At 70.4% G+C, this 21,011-nt stretch carries 14 protein-coding genes; 12 read left to right on the top strand and 2 right to left on the bottom strand.

Annotation, left to right across the window (positions count from 1 at the left end):
- The first annotated feature begins 21 nt into the window (after positions 1–21).
- From DKM19_RS08845 to DKM19_RS08825, 5 genes are read left to right on the top strand one after another with little or no spacing between them, the layout of a single operon-like run.
- On the top strand, positions 22–6,807 hold the full coding sequence (locus DKM19_RS08845) for a non-ribosomal peptide synthetase (RefSeq protein WP_110695281.1): 6,786 nt from the start codon (positions 22–24) through the stop codon (positions 6,805–6,807).
- Positions 6,808–6,809: 2 nt separating this feature from the next.
- Positions 6,810–7,028, top strand: a complete 219-nt coding sequence (locus tag DKM19_RS08840) for an MbtH family NRPS accessory protein (protein WP_110695280.1) — start codon at positions 6,810–6,812, stop codon at positions 7,026–7,028.
- 56 nt (positions 7,029–7,084) lie between these two features.
- The gene (locus DKM19_RS08835; RefSeq protein WP_110705569.1) at positions 7,085–7,333 is read left to right on the top strand and encodes an acyl carrier protein; all 249 of its coding nucleotides are present in this window, start codon (positions 7,085–7,087) and stop codon (positions 7,331–7,333) included.
- 14 nt (positions 7,334–7,347) lie between these two features.
- Positions 7,348–8,673: a condensation domain-containing protein gene (locus DKM19_RS08830; RefSeq protein ID WP_110695279.1), complete on the top strand. Its 1,326-nt coding sequence runs from the start codon at positions 7,348–7,350 to the stop codon at positions 8,671–8,673.
- The gene (locus tag DKM19_RS08825) at positions 8,670–10,496 is read left to right on the top strand and encodes a N,N-dimethylformamidase beta subunit family domain-containing protein (protein ID WP_110695278.1); all 1,827 of its coding nucleotides are present in this window, start codon (positions 8,670–8,672) and stop codon (positions 10,494–10,496) included. The genes DKM19_RS08830 and DKM19_RS08825 overlap by 4 nt, the downstream gene beginning before the upstream one ends.
- Positions 10,497–10,611: 115 nt before the next feature.
- Here DKM19_RS08825 and DKM19_RS08820 read toward each other — a convergent pair whose 3' ends face one another.
- The gene (locus DKM19_RS08820) at positions 10,612–11,208 is read right to left on the bottom strand and encodes a TetR/AcrR family transcriptional regulator (protein WP_204358713.1); all 597 of its coding nucleotides are present in this window, start codon (positions 11,206–11,208) and stop codon (positions 10,612–10,614) included.
- A 142-nt stretch (positions 11,209–11,350) separates the two neighbouring features.
- Between DKM19_RS08820 and DKM19_RS08815 the strand changes: the two genes are divergently transcribed.
- The 3 genes from DKM19_RS08815 to DKM19_RS08805 all read left to right on the top strand — a co-directional run bounded on the left by DKM19_RS08815 (position 11,351) and on the right by DKM19_RS08805 (position 15,153).
- The gene (locus DKM19_RS08815; protein ID WP_110695277.1) at positions 11,351–11,833 is read left to right on the top strand and encodes a nuclear transport factor 2 family protein; all 483 of its coding nucleotides are present in this window, start codon (positions 11,351–11,353) and stop codon (positions 11,831–11,833) included.
- A gap of 107 nt (positions 11,834–11,940) precedes the next feature.
- Positions 11,941–12,789, top strand: a complete 849-nt coding sequence (locus tag DKM19_RS08810) for a hypothetical protein (protein ID WP_369988367.1) — start codon at positions 11,941–11,943, stop codon at positions 12,787–12,789.
- A gap of 354 nt (positions 12,790–13,143) precedes the next feature.
- Entirely contained in the window at positions 13,144–15,153 is a 2,010-nt protein-coding gene (locus DKM19_RS08805) for a translation factor GTPase family protein (protein ID WP_110695275.1), read from the top strand.
- Positions 15,154–15,244: 91 nt separating this feature from the next.
- Here DKM19_RS08805 and DKM19_RS08800 read toward each other — a convergent pair whose 3' ends face one another.
- Complete coding sequence (locus tag DKM19_RS08800; protein WP_110695274.1) at positions 15,245–15,889, bottom strand: M15 family metallopeptidase; 645 nt, start codon at positions 15,887–15,889, stop codon at positions 15,245–15,247.
- A gap of 285 nt (positions 15,890–16,174) precedes the next feature.
- Here DKM19_RS08800 and DKM19_RS08795 point away from each other — a divergent pair, with 285 nt between their 5' ends.
- The 4 genes from DKM19_RS08795 (at position 16,175) to DKM19_RS08780 (ending at position 20,978) form a co-directional block, all read left to right on the top strand.
- Positions 16,175–17,509, top strand: a complete 1,335-nt coding sequence (locus DKM19_RS08795; RefSeq protein WP_110695273.1) for an extracellular solute-binding protein — start codon at positions 16,175–16,177, stop codon at positions 17,507–17,509.
- A 2-nt stretch (positions 17,510–17,511) separates the two neighbouring features.
- Positions 17,512–18,525, top strand: a complete 1,014-nt coding sequence (locus tag DKM19_RS08790; RefSeq protein WP_110695272.1) for a carbohydrate ABC transporter permease — start codon at positions 17,512–17,514, stop codon at positions 18,523–18,525.
- Entirely contained in the window at positions 18,522–19,421 is a 900-nt protein-coding gene (locus DKM19_RS08785; RefSeq protein WP_110695271.1) for a carbohydrate ABC transporter permease, read from the top strand. The genes DKM19_RS08790 and DKM19_RS08785 overlap by 4 nt, the downstream gene beginning before the upstream one ends.
- 102 nt (positions 19,422–19,523) lie before the next feature.
- On the top strand, positions 19,524–20,978 hold the full coding sequence (locus tag DKM19_RS08780; RefSeq protein ID WP_110695270.1) for a glycoside hydrolase family 3 protein: 1,455 nt from the start codon (positions 19,524–19,526) through the stop codon (positions 20,976–20,978).
- The last annotated feature ends 33 nt before the right edge of the window (positions 20,979–21,011 follow it).

The following is a 21,011-nucleotide window of genomic DNA, read 5'->3' as shown; positions in this document are numbered from 1 at the left end:
CGGTCGACGAAGGAGCTCTGCGTGTTCGAGCCAGAGATCATTTCTCTCCGCCAGCCGGCGGCCGAGTACCCGCTGTCATACGGCCAGCAGCGGTTATGGTTTCTTCACCGGTTCGACCCGAGCGACCCCAGCTACAACACCTCCTATGTTTACAAGTTGAAAGGTCGTCTTGACACGGTCGCGCTGGAGGCCGCGTTCACCGCCGTGGCGACGCGTCACGAGAGCCTGCGGACCCGGTTCCGCGAGGTGGCCGGAGAGCCCCTGGCGATCGTCGACCCACCCTCGCCGGTGATCCTGGAGCGACTGACGGCTCCGGGCGAGAAGGAGGCCTTCGCCCTGGTCTCCACGCTCACCAACGCCGCCTTCGATCTGGCGGCCGCGCCCCCGTTCCGGGTGTCGCTCATCGAGATCGGCCCCGACGAGCATGTGCTCTGCGTCGTCCTGCACCACATCAACGGCGACGGCTGGTCGCTGAACATCCTCCGCACCGAGGTCGCCGCCCACTACGGAAGCCGGGGCACCGCGCCGCTGCCCGACCTCCCGTTGCAGTACGGCGAGCACACGCGCCTCCTCCACTCGTCGGGCTCCGAACTCCGCGAGCTCCAGTGGTGGGCCGGACAGCTGGCCGGGGTGCCTCCCCTGGAACTGCCCACCGACCGGCCGCGTCCCGCCCAGCGAACCAGCGCGGGCAGCGAGGTCGAGTTCCAGATCGACGCCGACCTCGCCGCCGCGATCGGCGCCCTCGGACGTCGCACCCGCTGCACGCCGTACATGGTGCTGCTCTCCGCCTACCAGGTCATGCTGGCCCGGCACACCGGCCAGACCGACTTCTGCGTGGGCACCCCGTCGGCCGGCCGCGGGAGCACCGAGCTCGAAACCATGATCGGTTTCCTCTCGACCACGCTGGTCCTCCGCTGCGACCTGTCCGGCGATCCCACCTTCGGCGACCTGCTCAAACGCACCCGCAAGGTCGTGCTGAACGCGCTCTCCCGGCAGGACGTCCCCTTCGAGCGCCTCGTGGCCGAGCTCGACATGGAGCGGGATCTCAGCCGTACCCCGCTGTTCCAGACGCTGTTCGCCTTCCACACCCACGGCGACGCGACCGACCCCCTGCCCGGAGTCGACGCCGAGCCCTTCCCCAACGGCTGGTTCCCCGCCCGGCTCGACCTGTCGATGGATCTCACCCCGATCGACGACGGCCGGCTGCTCGGCACCGTCATCTACAGCACCGACCTGTTCGACCGCGAGACCGTTGAGCGGCTGGTCGACCGGTTCAAGGAGCTGCTCGCGGCCGTCGTGACGGATCCCGAGGCGCGGGTGGGGTCGCTGCGCATGCTGCCGGACGCGGAGCTCGGGCTGCTGGAGCGGTGGAACGAGACAGAGGCCGAGCTGCCGGAGGTGACGCTGGTCGACCTGCTGCTCGAACAGGCCGCGGCGACCCCGGACGCGGTGGCGGCAGGCACACTGACCTATGCCGAGCTGGCCGGACTGGCCGCCGAGCTCGCCGGGCGACTGGCCTCCGCGGGGATCGGCCGCGGCTCCCTCGTCGCGATCCAGATGGAACGCGGCACGGACATGCTCGTCGCGCTGCTGGGCGTGGCGATGAGCGGTGCGGCGTACCTCCCCGTCGACCCCGACTATCCGCAGGCCCGCGTCTCGTACGTGATCGAGGACTCCGGGGCCGTACTGGTCCTGACCAGCCTGGACGACCTCCTTCCTGGGACCGGGACACCCGAGCGACCCGGTCTGGACAACCTCCCCCCGGAGACCGGGGCGCTCAAGCGCCCAGACAACCTCGCCCCGGGGACCGAAACACTTCAGCAGCCCCGCCCGGACGACCTCCTCCCTGGGACCGGGACATCCGAGTGGCCTCGCCCGGACGGCCTTCTCCGCTCGGGGACCGGTGCACCCGGACGACCCCGTCCGGACGACACGGCCTACGTGCTCTACACCTCGGGGTCCACCGGGCGGCCCAAGGGCGTGGTGGTGTCCCATCGCGCGCTGACCAACTTCCTGCTCGCGATGCGGACCCTGGTCGGATCCTCGCCTCGGGACGTGTGGCTGGCGCTGACCTCGCTGTCGTTCGACATCTCCGCCCTGGAGCTGTACCTGCCGCTGGTGACGGGCGGGCGGGTGGTCGTGGCCGACGCGGAGACGGCGCGGGACGGCGTACGGCTCGCTCGCCTGGTCCGGGACGAGGGCGTGACCCACGTTCAGGCGACCCCGTCGGGGTGGCGGGTCCTGCTCACCGGGGACCTGCCACGCGTGGTGGGCCTGACCGGCGGCGAGCCGCTGCCTCCCCGGTTCGCGCGCGAACTGAGGCCCCGGGTCGACCGGCTCGTCAACGTCTACGGCCCGACCGAGACCACGATCTGGTCCACGGCCTGGGACGTCCCCGAGAACCCCGGCGAGATTGTCATCGGCCGCCCGATCGCCAACACCACCGTCCACGTTCTTGACCCCGCCGGTCATCCCTGCCCGATCGGCGTGCCGGGCGAGCTGCTCATCGGCGGCGCGGGAGTCGCCGACGGCTACCTCGGACGCCCGGCCCTGACCGCCGAACGCTTCGTCCCCGGTCCCGCCGGCTCGCGGGTCTACCGCACGGGAGACCGCGCACGCCATCGGAACGACGGCACCCTGGAGTTCCTCGGCCGGACCGACAACCAGGTCAAGCTCCGGGGCCACCGCATCGAGCTCGGCGAGATCGAGGCCGTGCTGGACGCCCATCCCGGCGTACGGCAGGCGGTGGTCGCCGTACGCGGAGACCGGCTGGTGGCCTTCGCCGTGCCGGCTGCCACTCCCCCGGCTCCCTCGGCCCCCGCGAACATCCCCACAACCACCACGGCGTCCTCGACGACCCCCATGATCGCCACGACATCCACGGCGTCCCCAGTGACCCCGCTCATCCCCACGACCGCCCCGGTCGCCGGGATCGTCCCGTCGTCCTCAGGCGACGCCCGGACCTTCGCGTCCCCTGACCATGCCCGGACAACCACGTCGTCCCCTGACGGTGACGGGGTCGCGAGGCTGCTCGACGAGCTCAGGGAACACGCCGGGCGTCAGCTGCCCGGCTACATGGTGCCCAGCGTGTTCGTCGCGGTGGACGCCCTGCCGCTGACACCGAACGGGAAGATCGACCGGAACGCCCTCCCGGAGGCGGGCGCGGGGCCCGAGCGGAGCGTGACCCCGCCCCGGACCCCGGGCGAGCGGCTGGTCGCACAGGTCTTCACCGAGGTGCTCGGAGAGGCGCTCGGGGGGGCGGAGGTCGGGGCACACGACGATTTCTTCACGCTCGGCGGGCACTCCCTGCTGGCCACCATGGTCACCGCACGGCTCACCGCGCTGTCCGGGGTGGAGCTCCCGGTCCGGGAGGTGTTCCTGCGTCCGACGGCCGCCGGGCTGGCGGAGCTGATCGCCGGCACGGGAGGCGGCGAGACCGACGGGTCGCAACCGACCCCCGGCGCGGGAGGCGGGGAGACGGACGGGCCGTGGCCGATCACCGGCGAGACGGACGGGTCGTGGCCGGAGCCGATCACCGGTGTGAGGAGCGGGCGGAAGGACGGACCACGGCCACGGCCGGAGGGAGTCACCCCGCCGCTCTCCTACGGCCAGGAACGGCTCTGGTTCCTCAACCGGCTCGACCCGGACGACGCCTCCTACAACATGTGCCTGGTCAGGCGGCTGCGAGGACCGCTGGACCGCGACGCCCTCGGCAGGGCGCTGGACGGTACGGTCGCCCGCCACGAGAGCCTGCGCACCCGGTTCCCCGAGGTGGACGGCGCACCGGTCGTGGTCATCGACCCGCCGGGCCCGGTGGCCGTCGAGGAGACGACCGCCGCGGATGAGGCCGAGGCGCTGGAACGCGTCGCGACCCTGACCAACACTCCCTTCGGCCTGGCCTCCCGGCCGCCCCTGCGCGTCACCCTGATCAGGATCGCCGCGGACGACCACGTCCTGTGCGTCACGCTCCACCACATCCTCGGCGACGGCTGGTCGCTCAACCTCATCTTCGACGAACTGTCGCACCTCTACTCGGGCCGGAACGCGCTGCCCCCGGTGCCGCTCCAGTTCGGCGACGTCGCCCGCTGGCAGCGCGAGCGCGACACCGGCGACCTGCTCGGTTACTGGCGGGACATGCTCGCCGACCCCACCCCGCTGGACCTGCCGGTCGACCGGCCGCGCGTCGCCGGGACCTCCCGGCGAGGCGACGTGGCGACGATCCGGCTGGCCGCGGACGAGGTCGCCGCCCTGAGCCGGTTGGGCAGGGAGCACGGCGCCACGATGTTCATGGTCCTGCTCGCCGCCTACCAGGTCCTGCTGTCCCGGCACACCGGTCAGAGCGACATCCTGGTCGGTGCGGCCACCGCGGGCCGGGACCGGGTCCAGCTCGAACCGGTCGTCGGCTACCTCAGCGACACCCTGGTCCTGCGCGGCGACCTGTCGGCCGACCCCACCTTCTCCGGCCTGCTCCGGGAGACGCAGATCCGCGTCCTGGACGCCTTCTCCCACCAGGGCATCCCGTTCGAGGAGCTGGTCACGGCGCTGAGGGTCGAACGAGACCTCACCCGGACCCCGCTGTTCCAGACCATGATCATTCTTCATACCCAGGACTCCGGCCGCCCCCTCGACGCCTTCGCCGGGCTGACCACCACGGGCTTCGACCACGGCATGCGGCAGGCCAAGCTCGAACTCATGCTGGAGGCCTGGCAGGACGAGAACGAGCTGGTGCTCACCTTCGTCTACGACACCGAGCTGTTCGACCGGGCCACGGTCGAGGCGATGGCCGCGCGGTTCCGCCTGCTCCTCACCGCACTGCCCGGGGCGTCCGGCGACCAGATCTCCCGGCTGCCGCTCCGCACCGCCGACGACGACGCGCTGCTCCTGCACCTCTCGGAAGGCCCCGCGCAACCCGCGGCCCCCGCCGTGCAGGACCTGTTCGCGGCGACCGTACGGACCACGCCGGACGCGGTCGCGGTCGAGTGCGGGGACGCCGCGCTGACCTATGCCGAGCTGGACACCCGCGCGGACGAGCTGGCCGCGCTCCTCTGGGCGCGCGGCGTCGTACCCGGTGACGTGGTCGGCGTCTGCCTGAACCGATCGCCCGACGCCGTCGCCGCCCTGCTCGCGACCTGGCGGGCGGGGGCGGCCTACCTGCCGCTGGATCCGGAGCACCCCGCCGAGCGCCTCGCCTTCATGCTCGCCGACAGCGCCGCCTCCCTCGTCCTCACCTCGGCGGACCTGGTCGGCCGCCTGCCCTCCACCACCCCGCTCGCACGCACGGCCGACGCGCCGACCGGCCCGCTGACCGGCGAGACGACGGACCGGACGCCAGATCCGGTACCCGGCCCGCTGACCGACGAGGTGACCGGCCGGACGCCAAATCCGGTGACGGGCAGGACACCGGACCTGGTGCCCGGCCCGCCGATCGGCGAGGCGACCGTACCGGCGCCGGACTCGATGGTCGGCGAGGTGACGGTGCCGGGCGGTGAGGCCGCCTATGTGATCTACACCTCCGGGTCCACCGGCACGCCCAAGGGCGTCGTGGTCGAGCACCGCAACCTGGCCGCCCGCGTCGCGTGGATGCGCCAGGCGTACGGCCTGCACCCCGGCGACCGGGTGGTCCAGTTCGCCTCGCTCAGCTTCGACACCCACGCCGAGGAGATCTATCCGGCGCTGGCCGCCGGAGCCCGGCTGCGGCTCCTGCCCGACGGCGGCGTCACCCTGCCCGACCACCTCGACCAGGTCACCGTGCTCGACCTGCCCACGGCCTACTGGCACGCGCTGGTCGACGAGATCGACGAGATCTCCTGGCCCCCGGCCCTGCGCCTGGTGATCCTCGGCGGCGAGCAGGTGCACGAGGCCGCGGTGACCCGCTGGCGTGAGCGCTTCGGAGATCGGATCCGGCTGGTCAACACCTACGGCCCCACCGAGGCGACGATCATCGCCACGGCCGCCACGCTGGATGGCTCCCCCGGGCGGCAGCCGATCGGCACCCCGATCGGCGACACCCGGGTCCTGGTCCTGGACGACCGCGGTGAGCCCGTACCGCCCGGGGCCCCGGGCGAGCTGTGCATCGGCGGAGCCGGGGTGGCCCGCGGCTATCTCGGCAGGCCTGAGCTGACCGGCGAACGCTTCCCCCTTCTCGGCCGCGAACGGGTCTACCGGACCGGCGACCGGGCACGCTGGCGGGCCGACGGGCAGCTGGAGTTCCTCGGCCGCGAGGACGGCCAGGTCAAGGTCCGCGGTTTCCGGATCGAGCTCGGCGAGATAGAGGCACGGCTCCTGGCCCACCCCGGCGTCGGCCAGGCGGCGGTGGCCGTACACCAGGAGACCCTGGTCGGCTACACCGTCGGCACGGCCGGAGGCGAGGAGCTGGCCAGGCACCTGGCCGACGGCCTGCCCGCCTACATGGTCCCGGCGCACTGGGTGAGTCTCGACGTCCTGCCGCTGACACCGAACGGCAAGCTCGACCGGGCCGCGCTGCCCGCTCCCGTGACCGAGATCCGGGCGAAGACCCCTCCACGCGGCGACGCCGAGGAGTTGGTCGCCGAGGTCTTCGGCGAGGTGCTGGGGATCGAGGGGGTCGGCGCCTTCGACGACTTCTTCGCCCTGGGCGGGCACTCGCTGCTCGCCACCCGCGTCATCGCCAGGCTCCGTGCCGCCGTCGAGGTGGACGTGCCGATCCGCGCGCTGTTCGCGCGGAGCACCGTGGCCGGGCTCGCGGTCACCGTGGAGGAGCTGCTCGTCGCCGAGCTGTCCGAACTGTCCGACGAAGAGGCCGTCCGCCTCATGGAAACGGGGAGCTGAAAGTGAGTTACCGCGTCGTGGTCAACCACGAGGAGCAGTACTCGATCTGGCCCGCGGGCCAGGACCTTCCGGACGGCTGGCGGGCCGACGGTTTCTCCGGCGGCAAGGAGGACTGTCTGGCCCACATCGACAAGGTCTGGACCGACATGCGCCCGCTCGGCGCCCGGAACACCGGCGCGGAGGCTGTCACGGGGCCCGCCCCGGAGGTCACAGGTGTCTGACAAGCGGATCCAGCTCTCGGCGGATGACGACCGGGACGGCGCGAAAGGAGCTCGGCATGGTTAGGGAACGGCTGGCCGCGATGGTGGCCTCGGCTTCGGACGGGGCGGTCACGGCCGAGGAGGCGATGGCCGCGGCGGTCCCGCTGTCGGCGCTGGGGATAACGTCCCTGGCGCAGATGCGGCTGATCGACGCGGTGGAGAACGAGTTCGAGGTGGAGATCGACCTGGCGGGGGACGGGTTCGAGCTGCTGGACGACCTGGACGTGCTGGAGCGCTACATCAAGGCTCACCGCTCCGATTCCTGAACCTGGAGAAGCACATGGACATCCGGTTCTCGGGGAGCCGATCGGAGATCGCACCGTTGACCTGGGGGCAGTGGGCCATCTGGGACGCGATGCAGAAGACGGCGCCGGACGACCACTACTTCAACTTCGGCCGCGTGCTCGCGGTGCCCAAACGAGCCCGGCCGCTCACCGTGGAACGGGCCGCCGAGCTCCTGGGCGCGCTGGTCGAACGGCACGAGTCGCTGCGGACCCGGCTGAGGACTGGTCCGTACCCGGGGGCGGGGCCGTATCAGGCGCTGGAGGCCACCGGCGCCATCCCCGTCACCGTGTCCGGCGGTGACCCGGAGAAGTTGCTGGACGCGCTGGCGGAGACGGCCTTCGACTACGAAGGCGAGTGGCCGCTGAGGGTCGGGCTCGTGCTCGCCGGCGGGGAGGTCACCCACATCGTGCTCGTCTTCTGCCACCTGGCCGCCGACGGCCTCGGCGCCGCGATCGCGATCACGGACCTGCGGCTGCTGCTGCTCCGCGGCTCCCTGCCGGGTCCGCCTCCGCCCTCGCCACTGGACCTGGCTCGCCGGCAGGAGTCGGAGAGGGGCCTGAAGGTCGCCGGGGCCGCCGCCGCGTACTGGGAGAGCGAGTATCGGCGCATCCCGCCGACCATGTTCGACCAGCCTGCGGACGCACCCGAGAATCCCCCCGTCTGGCGGGCGCAGCTCGTCTCCCGGGCGCTGGAGCTGGCCCTCCAGAAAGTCGCCGCCGCGAACACCATGAGCACCTCGACGGTGCTGCTGGCAGCCACGTCCGCGCTGGCCGGCCGCGCGGGCGGCCATGACATGTGCGCGATGCTGCCGATCGTGGGAAACCGCTTCCGCGGCGACACCGCGAACGTGGTCACCACGCTCTCCCAGGAGGGTCTCTTCGTGCTGGACCTGCGGGTCAACAGCTTCCGCGACCTGCTGAGAGCGGCCAGGCCCGCCTCGCTGCGCGCCTACCGCTCCGCCTACCACGACCCGCGCGACCGCGACCGGCTGACCGCACAGGTCAGCCTGGAGCGGGGCACGCCGATCCACCCCTACTGCTGCTTCAACGACGCGCGCCTCGCCGACCGGGTGGACCCCTCCCACGACGAGCGGACCGTACGGCGGGCAATGGACGCCACGACCCTGACCTGGCCGCTCAGCCAGGAGAAACTCAACTGCCGGTTCTGCCTGCACGTGAGCGGCGAACCCGGCGGGCTGGGCGTCTCGCTCACCGCCGACACCCGCTTCATGTCCCGCAAGACCATGGAGCGCTACCTGTTCGACCTGGAGTCGCTGATGGTCGAGGCGGCGTTCCACGAGGTGCTGGAGCCCATCGGATGACGGTCCACGCCTACGCCGAGGCCACTTCCTGCGTCCGGGGCGGCGAGCTCCGCTTCCATCTCGCCCGCGCGTCCCGGGCTCCCCTCCGCGGCTCGGTGCTGGTGGAGGACGTGGCCGCGGACCTGGCCGTGCTCGACGGGGAGTTCGGCGCTCCCCTGTGGACCCTCGACGTGCCCGAGGACTGGCCGAGCTCGCTCTACCGCGCGGTGTTCACCGCCGACGAGGACGTCTGCGAGGTCTACTTCGTCGTACGGGCCGCCCGGCCGAGCTCGCCGATCCTGCTGTCGATCCCGTTCCCGACCTGGCAGGCCTACAACCGGGCGGGCATCCCCGGCGAGTCCATCTACTGGAGCGAGCAGCCCACCCGGGCCTCGCGCGTCTCCTTCGACCGGCCGGGCGGCGGCCCGCCTCCCGAACGCTGGGAGGAGGGCATGCTCCGCTGGCTGGGCCCGGCCGGATACGACGTGGACTACTGTTCCGGCCTCGACCTGCACGAGGGACCCGACCTGCTCGCGGGCAGGCGGCTGCTGGTGCTCAACGGCCACGACGAGTACTGGTCGGCGGAGATGCGCGACAACGTCGAGGAGTTCGTCCGCCGGGGCGGCAACCTGGCGGTGTTCTCCGGCAACACCTGCTGGTGGCAGTTCCGGCTGGAGGACGACGGGCGGACCATGGTCTGCTACCGCGACGCGGTCGCCGACCCGATGTCCACGGTGGAGCCCGGGCTCACCACGGTCGAGTGGTCCAGTGCGCCGGTGAACCGGCCGGAGAACGGCCTGACCGGTGTCAGCTTCCGGCGGGGCGCCGGCACCTGGGGGCCGTACATGCAGCTGATGCACGAGGAGTCCTACACCACCCGGTTCCCCGAGCACTGGGTCTTCGAGGGGACCAAGCTGGGCGAGGGCGACACCTTCGGCCGGGGCGCGATCGGCTACGAGACGGACGCCTGCGACTTCACGGAGGTGGACGGCGTTCCGGTGGCCACGGGGCGCGACGGCACCCCGCCGTCCTTCGTCGTCCTGGCCACCGCCGACCTGCGCCACTGGCACCGGTACGGCCAGGGCGGCATGGCCACCATGGGCGTCTTCGGCCTCGGTGCCGGGACGGTGTTCACCGCCTCCACCGTGAACTGGGGCAACACCCTGCACGACCCGGCCGTGGACCGCATCACCCGCAACGTGCTGAACCGGCTGGCCTCCCCGGTGAACGGGTGGGAGGTGATAGGCCCCCGCGACTCGATCCGGGCGCTGACCGTGTGCGACTCCCAGCTGTACGGGGTGGGGGTGGACGACGTCCTGTACCGCCGGGACGTCTCCGGCCAGAACCTGCGCTGGCAGCGGATCGGCTCCGGCGGCGGCGTCGTCGCCATGGCCACCCCGCGAGAGGCGTCCGCCACCAGGCCCATCGGCCTGTACGGTCTGACCGGCGACAACCGGCTCGTCTACCGCGACCCGGGTGCGAAAGCCCCCTGGACGGTCCTCGGCAAGGGACCATCGGGCGGGGTGGGGCTGGCCCTGGTGGACGGCGACCTGTGGGCCGTCACCGCCCATGGCGGCCTGTGGCGTCTCCCGGCGGAGGCCTCCGAATGGACCCGGGTCGACGACAGCGCGGGCGCCATCGCCCTCACCGCCCTGAACGCCCGTCTCCACATCGTCGACCCCACCGGCCGGATCCGCACTCGGATGCCCCTGCCGACCCCCACCGAGTGGACCGACCTCTGCACCGCCGGTGACTGCACCGTCCTCACCGCCCACGCCGGCCGCCTGATCGGCACCACCCCCGGCCACCCCCTCCGCTGGAGAACCCCTCTCCCCGACCTCTAGAACATGGAGATGAGGTACGGACCTCGGAGGCCGTGGCCCCGGGAGGCATCCGGCAAGTCCGCTCCTTGCGAATCTACGACCCGGACAGAGTGCGAGGCCGAGACGGCAGAGCGACTCAGGCTCGTACGCGTAGACCGTCCGCCGCCAGCAGCAGCAGCCGGTCGGCCAGTCCGGGATCCTCCGGAGCCTTCTCGGCGACAAGACCGATGGCGCCGGCCAGTCGCATCAGGTCGAAGATGTCGGTGTCCCTGCGGACGGCCCCGGCCTGCTGTGCGCGTTCCAGGAGCACACCGCCCGCCCCGCGCACGGGGATCATGGACGAGGCCGACGTGGCGTTCGATTCCGGATCGCGGTCGGGCTCCATGAGCGCGGCGGCGATGCCACGGTACGCGCTGTGGCGGGTGAGGACGGCACGCAACCAGATGGCGAGCGCTTCGAACGGGTCGTCCGCGTCGGTGAGTTCGTCCGCCAGCGCGATCAGCGCGTTGGCCTCCTCCTGGAAGACCGCGTCGATGAGCGCCGTGCGGTGGGGGAAGTGGCGGTAGAGCGTGCCGATGCCGACGCCCGCCCGGCGGGCGATGTCCTCCAGAGAGGCGTTCGTGCCCTGTTCGAGGAATGCCGCCTTGGCGTGCGTGACCAGCCGGTCGTAGTTGCGCCGCGCGTCCGCCCGCATGGGCTTGGCGCCCGCCGCGGCGGTCTCGTTCCTCGTCATCGTTCGGCCCTTCCTCGGCTCGGAGCGCCGATACTCCGTCCCCGGGCGTCTGCCTCGGGGCTCGTTGCAAAACGGAGGTCGCCTCCGTATAATTAAGCGGAGGCAACCTCCGATTGATCTATCCTGCCTGGAGGCAGCAATCATGTCCACACCCACCCCCGTCGACCCGCCGTCGAGCCACCGGGCCATCGAGAACCTGATCGCAACCTACGCCGAGCTCGTAGACGACGGTGATTTCGCGGGGGTCGGCTCCCTGCTCGCCGACGCCACCTTCTCCGGCGGCACCGCACCGGTGAGCGGCCGAGACGCCATCGAGAGAAGTTTTCACGACACGCTGATCGTCTACACCGACGGCACACCACGGACCAGGCACGTCACCACCAATCTGATCATCGAGGTCGACGAGGAGGAGGGCACGGCGACCTCGCGTTCGTATTTCACCGCGATGCAGGCGCTGCCCGACCTGCCCCTGCAACCCATCGCCGGCGGCCGGTACCACGACCGCTTCGAGCGCCGCGACGGGCGGTGGCGCTTCGTGGAGCGGCGCGTCCACGTCGACCTCATCGGCGACGTGAGCCGCCACCTGCGCCAGGACGCCGTCGAGGCGATCTCTTCGGCGACCTGAGCCGGTTCGGCGCGCGTCCGGCGTGACCGGATCGCTGGAAGTTTCATGGGCGCCCGCCGCCGCTCTCCGCCTGACCTGGCCTGCCGGAAAAGGCTTTCCATCCTGCGTTGTCCACGCCCCTGCGCGGGCCTACGGTAACCCCACTCCAGACGGAACCGGTTCCGATCACATCGAAATATCGTCGAAGCGCTTCGACACCTCTAATTCGACAGCGAGGCGGAGGGCACCGGCCGTCGGCAGGACAACAGCGGGAGAGGAAGATCATGCTCAGGACGTTACGTCTTCTCGTTCCGGCATCCATGATCGTGGTGCTCGTCGGGCTGCTCGCCAACCCGGCCCAGGCCGCCGTCTGGTCCTCGTCGGCCCAGTGGGCCACGTGGACCAACAACGGCTACACCCTCTACAACAACATCTGGGGCGGCGGCGCGGGCCCGCAGACGATCTGGGCGAACTCATCCAGCAACTGGGGCGTCTGGGCGAACCACCCCAACACCGGCGGGGTGAAGTCCTACCCCAACGCCACCAGGAACGTGAACCGGAAGATCAGCGCCCTGGGCACCGTGAGCAGCAGCTTCAACGTCACGGTGCCGAACGGCGGCGCGTACACGACGGCGTACGACATCTGGTGTGACGGCCACACCTACGAGATCATGCTCTGGATGAACAAGTACGGCCCGGTGGGCCCGATCGGGTCACGGCAGACGAGCGCGTCGGTCGGCGGCCACACCTGGGACATCTACCGCGGCTCCAACGGTTCCAACCAGGTGTTCTCGTTCGTCCGGCAGGGCAACGCCACCTCCGGGACCGTGAACATCAAGGCGGTCCTGACCTGGCTCAGGACCAGCAACTGGTTCGGTGACGTGACCCTGGGCGACGTCCAGTTCGGCTACGAGATCACGTCGTCCAGCGGCGGAATGGACTTCCGTACCAACAGCTTCTCCGTCTCGGCGAGCTGACCCCGGACGGACGCGAGGCCCGGCGCCGAGAGCCTTCTCCGCGCCGGGCCTCGCCGACACCGCGAACCTTCATCCTCACCCCCGATGACCGGCGGTCCGCCGTTTGCCGGCGATCCAGATGAACGCCCCCGCCCGCCCTGGCCCCGGTAACAGACGCGACTGCCGCACACCGCTTTCGGCGACGGCCGAGTCGTGCGGGCCGCCGCTGAGCGGCTGGTAAATCGGTTGCCGTCCGGAACGGCCGTCTGCTGGACTGCCGATGACAGCCGATCAACCGAGGAGCCACCACCATGCGCCGAGCGTTCATGTCCATCCAGGAGGGAATTGCCATCTATCTCAAGGACATGACACTTCGTGCGAACGCTCAACCTGGGAATTCTGGCGCATGTTGACGCCGGCAAGACGAGCCTGACCGAGCGGCTGCTCCACGCCGCCGGCGTCATCGACGAGATCGGCAGCGTCGACGACGGCAGCACCCAGACCGATTCCCTGGCGCTGGAACGGCAGCGCGGCATCACCATCAAGTCCGCCGTCGCCTCCTTCGTCGTGGACGACGTCACGGTCAACCTGATCGACACGCCCGGCCACCCGGACTTCATCGCCGAGGTGGAGCGGGTGTTGAACGTGCTCGACGGCGCCGTGCTGGTCGTCTCCGCCGTGGAGGGCGTACAGGCGCAGAGCCGCGTGCTGATGCGGACCCTGCGGCGGCTGCGCATTCCCACCCTCGTCTTCGTGAACAAGATCGACCGCGGTGGCGCCCAGTACGAACGCGTGGTGCGGAGCATCACCGAGAAGCTGGCCCCGGCGAGCATCTCCATGGGCTCGGTCCTCGGGATGGGCACCCGCGGCGCGCTCTCCGTGCCCTACGGCGCCGCCGACGCCGGCTTCACGTCCGGTCTGGTCGGCCTCCTGGCCGACCACGACGACGCGTTCCTCACCGCGTACGTCGACGACGAGGCGACCCTGCCCTACCTCCGGCTCCGCGCCGGACTCGCGGCGCAGACCGGACAGGCACTGGTGCATCCGCTGTTCTTCGGCTCGGCGATCACGGGCGCGGGCGTGGACGCGCTGATCGCCGGCATCACCGAGCTGCTGCCCGCGGCAGAAGGCGATGCCGACGGCCCGATCTCGGGCACCGTCTTCAAGGTCGAACGCGGTCCGGCCGGGGAGAAGATCGCCTGTGTCCGCATGTTCTCGGGAACGGTACGCGTGCGGGACCGGCTGCGCCTCCGCGAGGACGAGGAGGGCAAGGTCACCGCGATCAGCGTTTTCGAGCACGGCTCGGACCTGTCGCGTGACTCGGTGGCCGCGGGACAGATCGGCAGACTCTGGGGACTCGGCGACATCCGCATCGGGGATCCGATCGGCATGCCGCGCACGACGGTTTCGGACGGCCACCACTTCTCCCCGCCGACCCTGGAAACGATCGTCGCCCCCTGTCGACCCACCGACAGGGGAGCACTGCACCTCGCGCTCACCCAGCTCGCCGAGCAGGACCCGCTGATCAACCTGCGACAGGACGACCTCCGGCAGGAGACGTCCGTCTCGCTCTACGGCGAGGTGCAGAAGGAGGTCATCCAGGCAACGCTGGCGGAGGACTTCGGCGTCGACGTCACCTTCCGCGAGACGACGACCATCCACATTGAACGGCCGGTCGGCACCGGCGCGGCCGCCGAGATCCTCCACACCGAGTCCAACCCGTTCCTCGCGACCGTCGGGCTGCGCGTCGAGCCGGCGCCGATCGACACCGGCGTGGAGTTCAGGCTGGGCGTCGAGCTCGGGTCGATGCCGTTCTCGTTCATCAAGGCGGTCGAGGAGACCGTGCGGGAGACCCTGAACCAGGGGCTCTACGGATGGCAGGTCACCGACTGCACGGTCACCCTGACGCATTCCGGGTATGCGGCGCGGCAGAGCCACTCCCACGGTGTCTTCGACAAGAGCATGTCGAGCACCGCCGGGGACTTCCGCAACCTGACGCCGCTGGTTCTGATGAGCGCGCTCACGCGGGCCGGCACCAGGGTGCACGAGCCGATGCACCGCTTCCACCTCGACCTGCCGGCGGACGTGTTCGGATCGGTGCTGCCCGTGCTCGCGCGGCTGCGCGCCGTGCCGCAGACCTCGGTGACGCGGGGCTCGTCGTATCTGGTGGAGGGTGAGATCCCGGCCGCTTCGGTGCACGGGCTGGAGCGGCAGCTGCCGTCGCTGACCAGCGGTGAGGGCGTGCTGGAGTGCGCCTTCGACCACTACCGGCCGGTCCGCGGCACGATCCCGACGCGGCCGAGGTCGGACCACGACCCGCTCGACCGCAGGGAGTACCTGCTGCGTGTCGTGCGCCGGGTCGGCGGGCGCGGGGAGGGCGCGTGATCGCGGCGGTGCCGTGCGGAGCCGGAGGCCGTAAACGGCGCCGGTTCCGTACGGAGTCCGGGCGCCGCAGAGGCGGCGGTGCCGTACAGGGTCAGAGGAGGCGGGGGCCGTAGAGGGCGGAGGCGGCTCCGGTGGTCATGGCCCAGTAGCGGTCGCCGTAGGACCAGTGCCACCACTCGGTGGGGTAGTTGACCAGGCCCGCCGACTCGAGGGCGACGCCGAGGAGTTTGCGGTGGTGGCGGGCCTCGGGTGACAGCCCTGGAGCGTCGGTGTAGCAGGCGCCCTCACTCTGCTCGGGGGTGGCGTTGAGCGGCGTGCCCATGTCGAGTTCGGTGCCGTCCTCGGTGCACAGGGTCAGGTCCACCGCCGCGCCGGCGGTGTGCGGGGCCACCTCGACGGGCGAGACGTAGCGACTGGCCGCCACCCGGATCTCGGCGGGCGACATTTCTGGAAATGTCGCCCGCAACTCCGCCGAGTACTTCTCGAAGATCTGCTGCTGTGTCGCCAGCGGGCGATAACCCTCCACGACCAGGAGCCGGTATCCCGGCGGAAGCTGTGCCTGGGCGCCCTCCAGCCGGCCCAGCAGCCCCTCCCGCAGGTGCGCGAAGGCCCCCTCGGGATCGGCCAGCCGTTCGTCCGTTCGCAACCGCCCCCGGACGTCGATCAACCGCTCTCCGGACTCCTCGACGGGGATCGAGGAGACGCGGGGGTCAGAGATCAAAACGATGTCGCGCATGCCGGTAATTCTCACACCGTTTCAGAGAGCGCCTGTTCCCGGGCCTGCCGGAGCACCGAAACCAGGGCGCCGGGACGGGATCGAACCCCCGTCACGATCCGCTAACGATCGTTTCTTTTAAGAAAGTTTCTTGTTAGTTTAACGAGGGTCAGCCCGCAGGCAGGCAATCCAAGCCGCGGGTTGTGGCAGCTCCGATCGCTCCCAGCGAGCACAGAGGGTCGCGGGGACCCCAGCCGATAACAGATGAGCGCAAACCCCGGCGAAAGCCTGAAAGGGAGACCTCCAGTGAAGTTCGCGAGAATCGCCACCACGACGGCCACCACCGCCGCCCTCGCCCTGGGCCTCGCCGCCTGTGGCAGCAGCGAGCCCGCGTCGACCTCCGAGTCCGCCGCGTCCGCTCCCGCCGCCTCCGGCCCCAAGTTCGCCGGCCAGACTCTGACCGTGTGGCGCCTCGGCGCTCCGGACGAGAAGCAGAACGCCCTCATGACCGACTTGAACGCGAAGTTCAAGGAGACCACCGGTGCCGAGGTCAAGGTCCAGTGGGTGCCGTGGCCGGACGCGCAGGCCAAGTGGACCGCCGCACTGGCCGGCGGAGAGGGTCCGGACGTCACCGAGTTCGGCAACGACCAGGTGGCCGCCTGGGTCGCGCAGGACGCCCTCACCGACATCACCGAGGTCGTCAAGGGCAACCCCGACTTCCAGCAGATCCCGCAGAACCTGTGGGGATACGAGACGGTGGACAGCAAGATCTACGCCGCTCCGTGGGGTGGCGGCACCCGCGCCGTCCTCTACCGCACGGACTGGTTCAAAGAGCTGAACATCGAGATTCCCAAGACCTGGGAGGACCTCGTCGCGGCCGGCAAGAAGATCGTCGCCGAGAAGGGCAAGGACGTCGACGGCTTCGCCTTCAACGGCGGCTCCGACGCCAACATGTCGCTCTCCCCGTTCGTCTGGTCGGCCGGTGGCGACTTCGCCGCGTTCGAGGGCGGCAAGTGGGTCGGCAAGCTGACCGAGCCCGGCTTCAAGGAGGGCTTCCAGTTCTACACCGACCTGGTGGTCAAGGACGGTGTCTCGCGCAAGTCGGCCCTGACCCAGAACTCCGTGGACATCGCGACCCGCTTCGCCAACGGCAAGGTCGGCATGTACGTGACCGGTGGCTGGGACATCACCACCATCAAGGAGCAGAGCGGCGGCAAGGTCGACGACGCGAAGATGGGCTTCTTCTCGCTCCCGGCCAAGGACGGCAGCGGCCCGGCTCCGGCCTTCCAGGGCGGTAACGACATCGCCATCTGGAAGGACGCCAAGAACGTCGAGCTGGCCGGCGAGTACGTGAAGCTGGCCGCCGGCAAGGAGTTCGGCACCCGCTACGCCAAGGACGGCGGTCTCCTGCCGCTGTATCCGGAGGCGCTGGCCGAATACGCCGCCGACCCCGTGCAGGCGCCGTTCGCCGAGACCTTCAAGGTCGCCAAGGGCTTCCCGAACGACACCAACTGGGCCGAGGCCAATGACACCAAGGCGGTCCTGCAGACCGCGGCCCGCTCGGTCATCGAGAGCAAGAAGGACGTCGACACCGCTCTGGCCGACGCCAACAAGGAACTCGAAGAGATCCTGAACCAGTAGCCATGGCCAACACCTCAACCGTCGCCCGGGACGGGGGCTCGTCCCTCGCCCCGGCGCGGGGGCGCCACACCGGCAAACCCCCGCGCAAGCCAAGCGGACTGCCCGACTGGGTGGTCCCCTACGCGCTGCTCCTCCCCGGTCTCGTGGTCATCGCCGGCCTGCTGCTCTACCCGCTGTACCAGATGGTCGTCATGTCCTTCCAGAACGTGGGACTGCGGCAGATCCGGGGCGTCCCGGCCGAGTCCGTCGGCTTCGAGAACTACCAGAAGCTGTTCGAGTCGGAACTGTTCTGGACCTCTCTCCGCAACACCGTCGTCTTCGCGGTCGTCACCGTGGCGCTCACCCTGACGCTCGGCACGCTGGTCGGCCTGCTGCTCCACAAGCTCGGCAAGAAGATGTCGACCTTCCTCATCGTCGGCATCATGGCGGCGTGGGCCACTCCTCAGATCGCCACCGCGATCATCTGGCGCTGGCTCTTCGACGCGGAGTCGGGTGTCATCAACTGGGCGCTCAACATGCTCCCCGACTGGTTCTCCTCCCTGCTGTTCGGCCGCTCCGACTGGACCGGCGAGCCGTGGCTCAACGACGCGCTCACCATCTACATGGTGCTCATCGTCGCGGTGGTCTGGGCGTCGTTCCCGTTCATCGCGGTCTCGGTGCTCGCCGGGCTGAAGAGCATCTCCCAGGAGCTGTACGAGGCGGCCCGGATGGACGGCGCCTCCGCGTGGCGCATCTTCTGGCGGATCACCTTCCCGCTGCTGAAGCCGGTCTTCGCGGTGCTGGTCGTACTCTCGATCATCTGGGACTTCAAGGTCTTCACCCAGCTGTTCGTGCTGGCGGGCGGAACGTCCAACCGTGAGGCCTTCAACCTGTCGCTGTTCGCCTTCACCCAGGCCTTCAGCGCGCCGCCCAAGATGGGCATGGGAGCGGCCATCGCGGTGGTGCTGACGCTGATCCTGCTCGTCATCACCTTCTTCTACGTCCGCCAGATCGTGAAGACGGAGGACGTGCGATGACCACTTTCCAGACACCCGGGCGGTCCGGGCAGCTCCAGGCCGGCAGGAAACTCAAGCAGCGCAAGCAGCTCGGCAAGTTCGGTCTCAACACCGCGGCCGTCGTGGTGTTCGTGTTCGCGGTGTTCCCCGTCTACTGGATGGTGACCACGGCGTTCAAGAGCAGCGAGCAGATCTTCACGACGGACTTCATCCCGTTCCCGACCGACCCGACCCTGGACCACGTCAAGCGGGTCTTCACCGAGGGCGTCGCGGGCCACTCCATCTGGCGCTACCTGCTCAACAGCTCCATCGTGGCCCTCGGCACCGTGCTCATCGGCGCGGTCTTCTCCCTGCTCGCGGCGACCGCCGTGGCCCGCTTCCGCTTCCGCGGACGCGCCTCGTTCCTGGTCCTGCTCCTCATCGTGCAGATGGTGCCGGGCGAGGCCCTGCTCATCCCGCTCTTCATCATGGTCAGGCGGGCGGGCCTGTACGACCAGCTCTTCGGGCTCATCGTGGTGAACATCGCGATGACGCTGCCGTTCGCGATCTGGATGCTCCGCACCTTCGTCGCGGCGGTGCCCAGGGAGCTGGAGGAGGCGGCCTGGATCGACGGCGCGAGCCGGTTCACCACCTTCTGGCGGGTCCTGTTCCCGCTGGTGGCGCCCGGTCTCGTCGCGACGAGCATCTTCTCGTTCATCACCGCCTGGAACGAGTTCGTGTTCGCGCTGACCCTGATCAACGACCAGGGCACCTACACCATGCCCGTGGCGCTGCGCTACTTCGTCAGCCAGCGGTCGGTGGACTGGGGCGGCATCATGGCCGCCTCCACCCTGATGACCATTCCGGTGATCATCTTTTTCCTTCTGGTGCAGCGGCGAATGGTCTCCGGCCTCGTCGCGGGCGCCGTCAAGGGCTGACCCCCCTGGTGCTGGTACGGCTCGCACCCACAAGGAGCGAGCCGTACCAGCCCTTTCCCTATCCGACACCCCCCTATCTCAGGTAAGGAACTACATACCGCCATGTCTGAGTTCATCGCGGAACACAGCGATCAGGGGCTGCACCGTCTCGCGGCCGGCACGTTGCTCGTCGCGTTCCAGGGCACCACCGTCCCCGAGTGGGTCCTGCGTGATCTGGAGAACGGTCTCGGCGGTGTCACCCTCTTCGGGTTCAACGTCGCCGACGCCGCCCAGCTCTCCACCCTCACCGCCCGCCTGCGCGAGGCCGGCGAGCCGGTCATCTCGCTCGACGAGGAGGGCGGCGACGTCACCCGGCTCGCCTACCACGTGGGCAGCCCCTATCCCGGCAACGCCGCCCTCGGCGCCGTCGACGACGCCGAGCTGACCCGGCGCGTCTACCGGTCCATCGGCGACGACCTGGCCCGCTGCGGCGTCAACCTGGACATGGCCCCCTCGGCCGACGTGAACACCGCCGACGACAACCCGGTGATCGGCACCCGCTCGTTCGGGTCGGACGCCGCCCTGGTCGCCCGGCACACCGTCGCCGCCGTCCACGGCCTGCAGTCGGCGGGCGTGGCCGCCTGCGTCAAGCACTTCCCCGGCCACGGCGCCACCCGTCAGGACTCCCACCTGGAGATCCCGCTCGTCGACGCCTCCCTGGAGCTGCTGCGCGAACGCGAGCTCGTCCCCTTCCGCGCCGCGATCGCGGCCGGGACAAAGTCGATCATGACCGCGCACGTACGGGTCCCCGCCGTCACCGGCCTGATTCCCGCCACGCTCTCCCCCGCCGCCCTGACCGGTCTGCTCCGCGGCGAGCTGGGCTACGACGGCGTGGTCATCTCCGACGCCCTCGACATGAAGGCGGTCACCGACACCTACGGCCTGGCCGGCGGCGCGGTGCTCTCCCTGGCCGCCGGCGCCGACCTGCTCTGCCTGGGCCCGCTGCCGACCGAGGACGACATCCGCCGGATCACCTCCGAGATCGTCGCCGCGGTGCTGGACGGGCGGCTGCCCCTGGCCCGCCTGGAGGCGGCGGCCGAGCGAGTGGCCCGCCTGCGCACCTGGTTCGGCACGCCCCACACGGGCCAGGCCGAGGAGAACGTGATCGGCCTGGCCGCCGCCCGTCGCGCGATCAGCCTCACCGGATCGGCGTCCCCTCTGATCAACCCCCTGGTGGTCGAGGTCGACACCCCGCCGACCATCGCGGTCGGCGACGTGCCGTGGGGCTTCACTCCCCTGCTGCCGCAGGCGGAGGTCCTCCGGGTCAAGCCGGAGGACGCAGACGTGCCGGGCATCCTGGAGCGCGCCGCCGGCCGCTCCCTGATCGTCGTGGTCAAGGACGCCCACCGCTACCAGGCCAGCCGATCGGTGGTGTCCGCGCTGCTGTCCGCCCGCCCCGACGCCACCGTGGTCGAGATGGGCCTGCCGATCTGGCGCCCCGAAGGCGTCACCTACCTCGCCACGTACGGTGCCGCCCGCGCCAACGCCCAGGCCGCCGCCGAGCTGCTCGGCGTCTGATCCGGCGTCTGGTCCGACTTATACGACACGGCT

The sequence above is a fragment of the Streptosporangium sp. 'caverna' genome, from assembly GCF_003203775.1.
GTDB lineage: Bacteria > Actinomycetota > Actinomycetes > Streptosporangiales > Streptosporangiaceae > Streptosporangium > Streptosporangium subroseum.
Note: the sequence above shows the minus strand (reverse complement) of the source record. Positions and strands in the feature narration are given on the sequence as shown.

Coding starts and splice junctions, on each gene's coding strand:
- DKM19_RS08780 (WP_110695270.1), top strand. CDS start 19,524: ATGTCTGAGTTCATCGCGGAACACAGCGATCAGGGGCTGCACCGTCTC.
- DKM19_RS08830 (WP_110695279.1), top strand. CDS start 7,348: ATGGACATCCGGTTCTCGGGGAGCCGATCGGAGATCGCACCGTTGACC.
- DKM19_RS08790 (WP_110695272.1), top strand. CDS start 17,512: ATGGCCAACACCTCAACCGTCGCCCGGGACGGGGGCTCGTCCCTCGCC.
- DKM19_RS08825 (WP_110695278.1), top strand. CDS start 8,670: ATGACGGTCCACGCCTACGCCGAGGCCACTTCCTGCGTCCGGGGCGGC.
- DKM19_RS08785 (WP_110695271.1), top strand. CDS start 18,522: ATGACCACTTTCCAGACACCCGGGCGGTCCGGGCAGCTCCAGGCCGGC.
- DKM19_RS08820 (WP_204358713.1), bottom strand. CDS start 11,208: ATGACGAGGAACGAGACCGCCGCGGCGGGCGCCAAGCCCATGCGGGCG.
- DKM19_RS08815 (WP_110695277.1), top strand. CDS start 11,351: ATGTCCACACCCACCCCCGTCGACCCGCCGTCGAGCCACCGGGCCATC.
- DKM19_RS08800 (WP_110695274.1), bottom strand. CDS start 15,889: ATGCGCGACATCGTTTTGATCTCTGACCCCCGCGTCTCCTCGATCCCC.
- DKM19_RS08835 (WP_110705569.1), top strand. CDS start 7,085: ATGGTTAGGGAACGGCTGGCCGCGATGGTGGCCTCGGCTTCGGACGGG.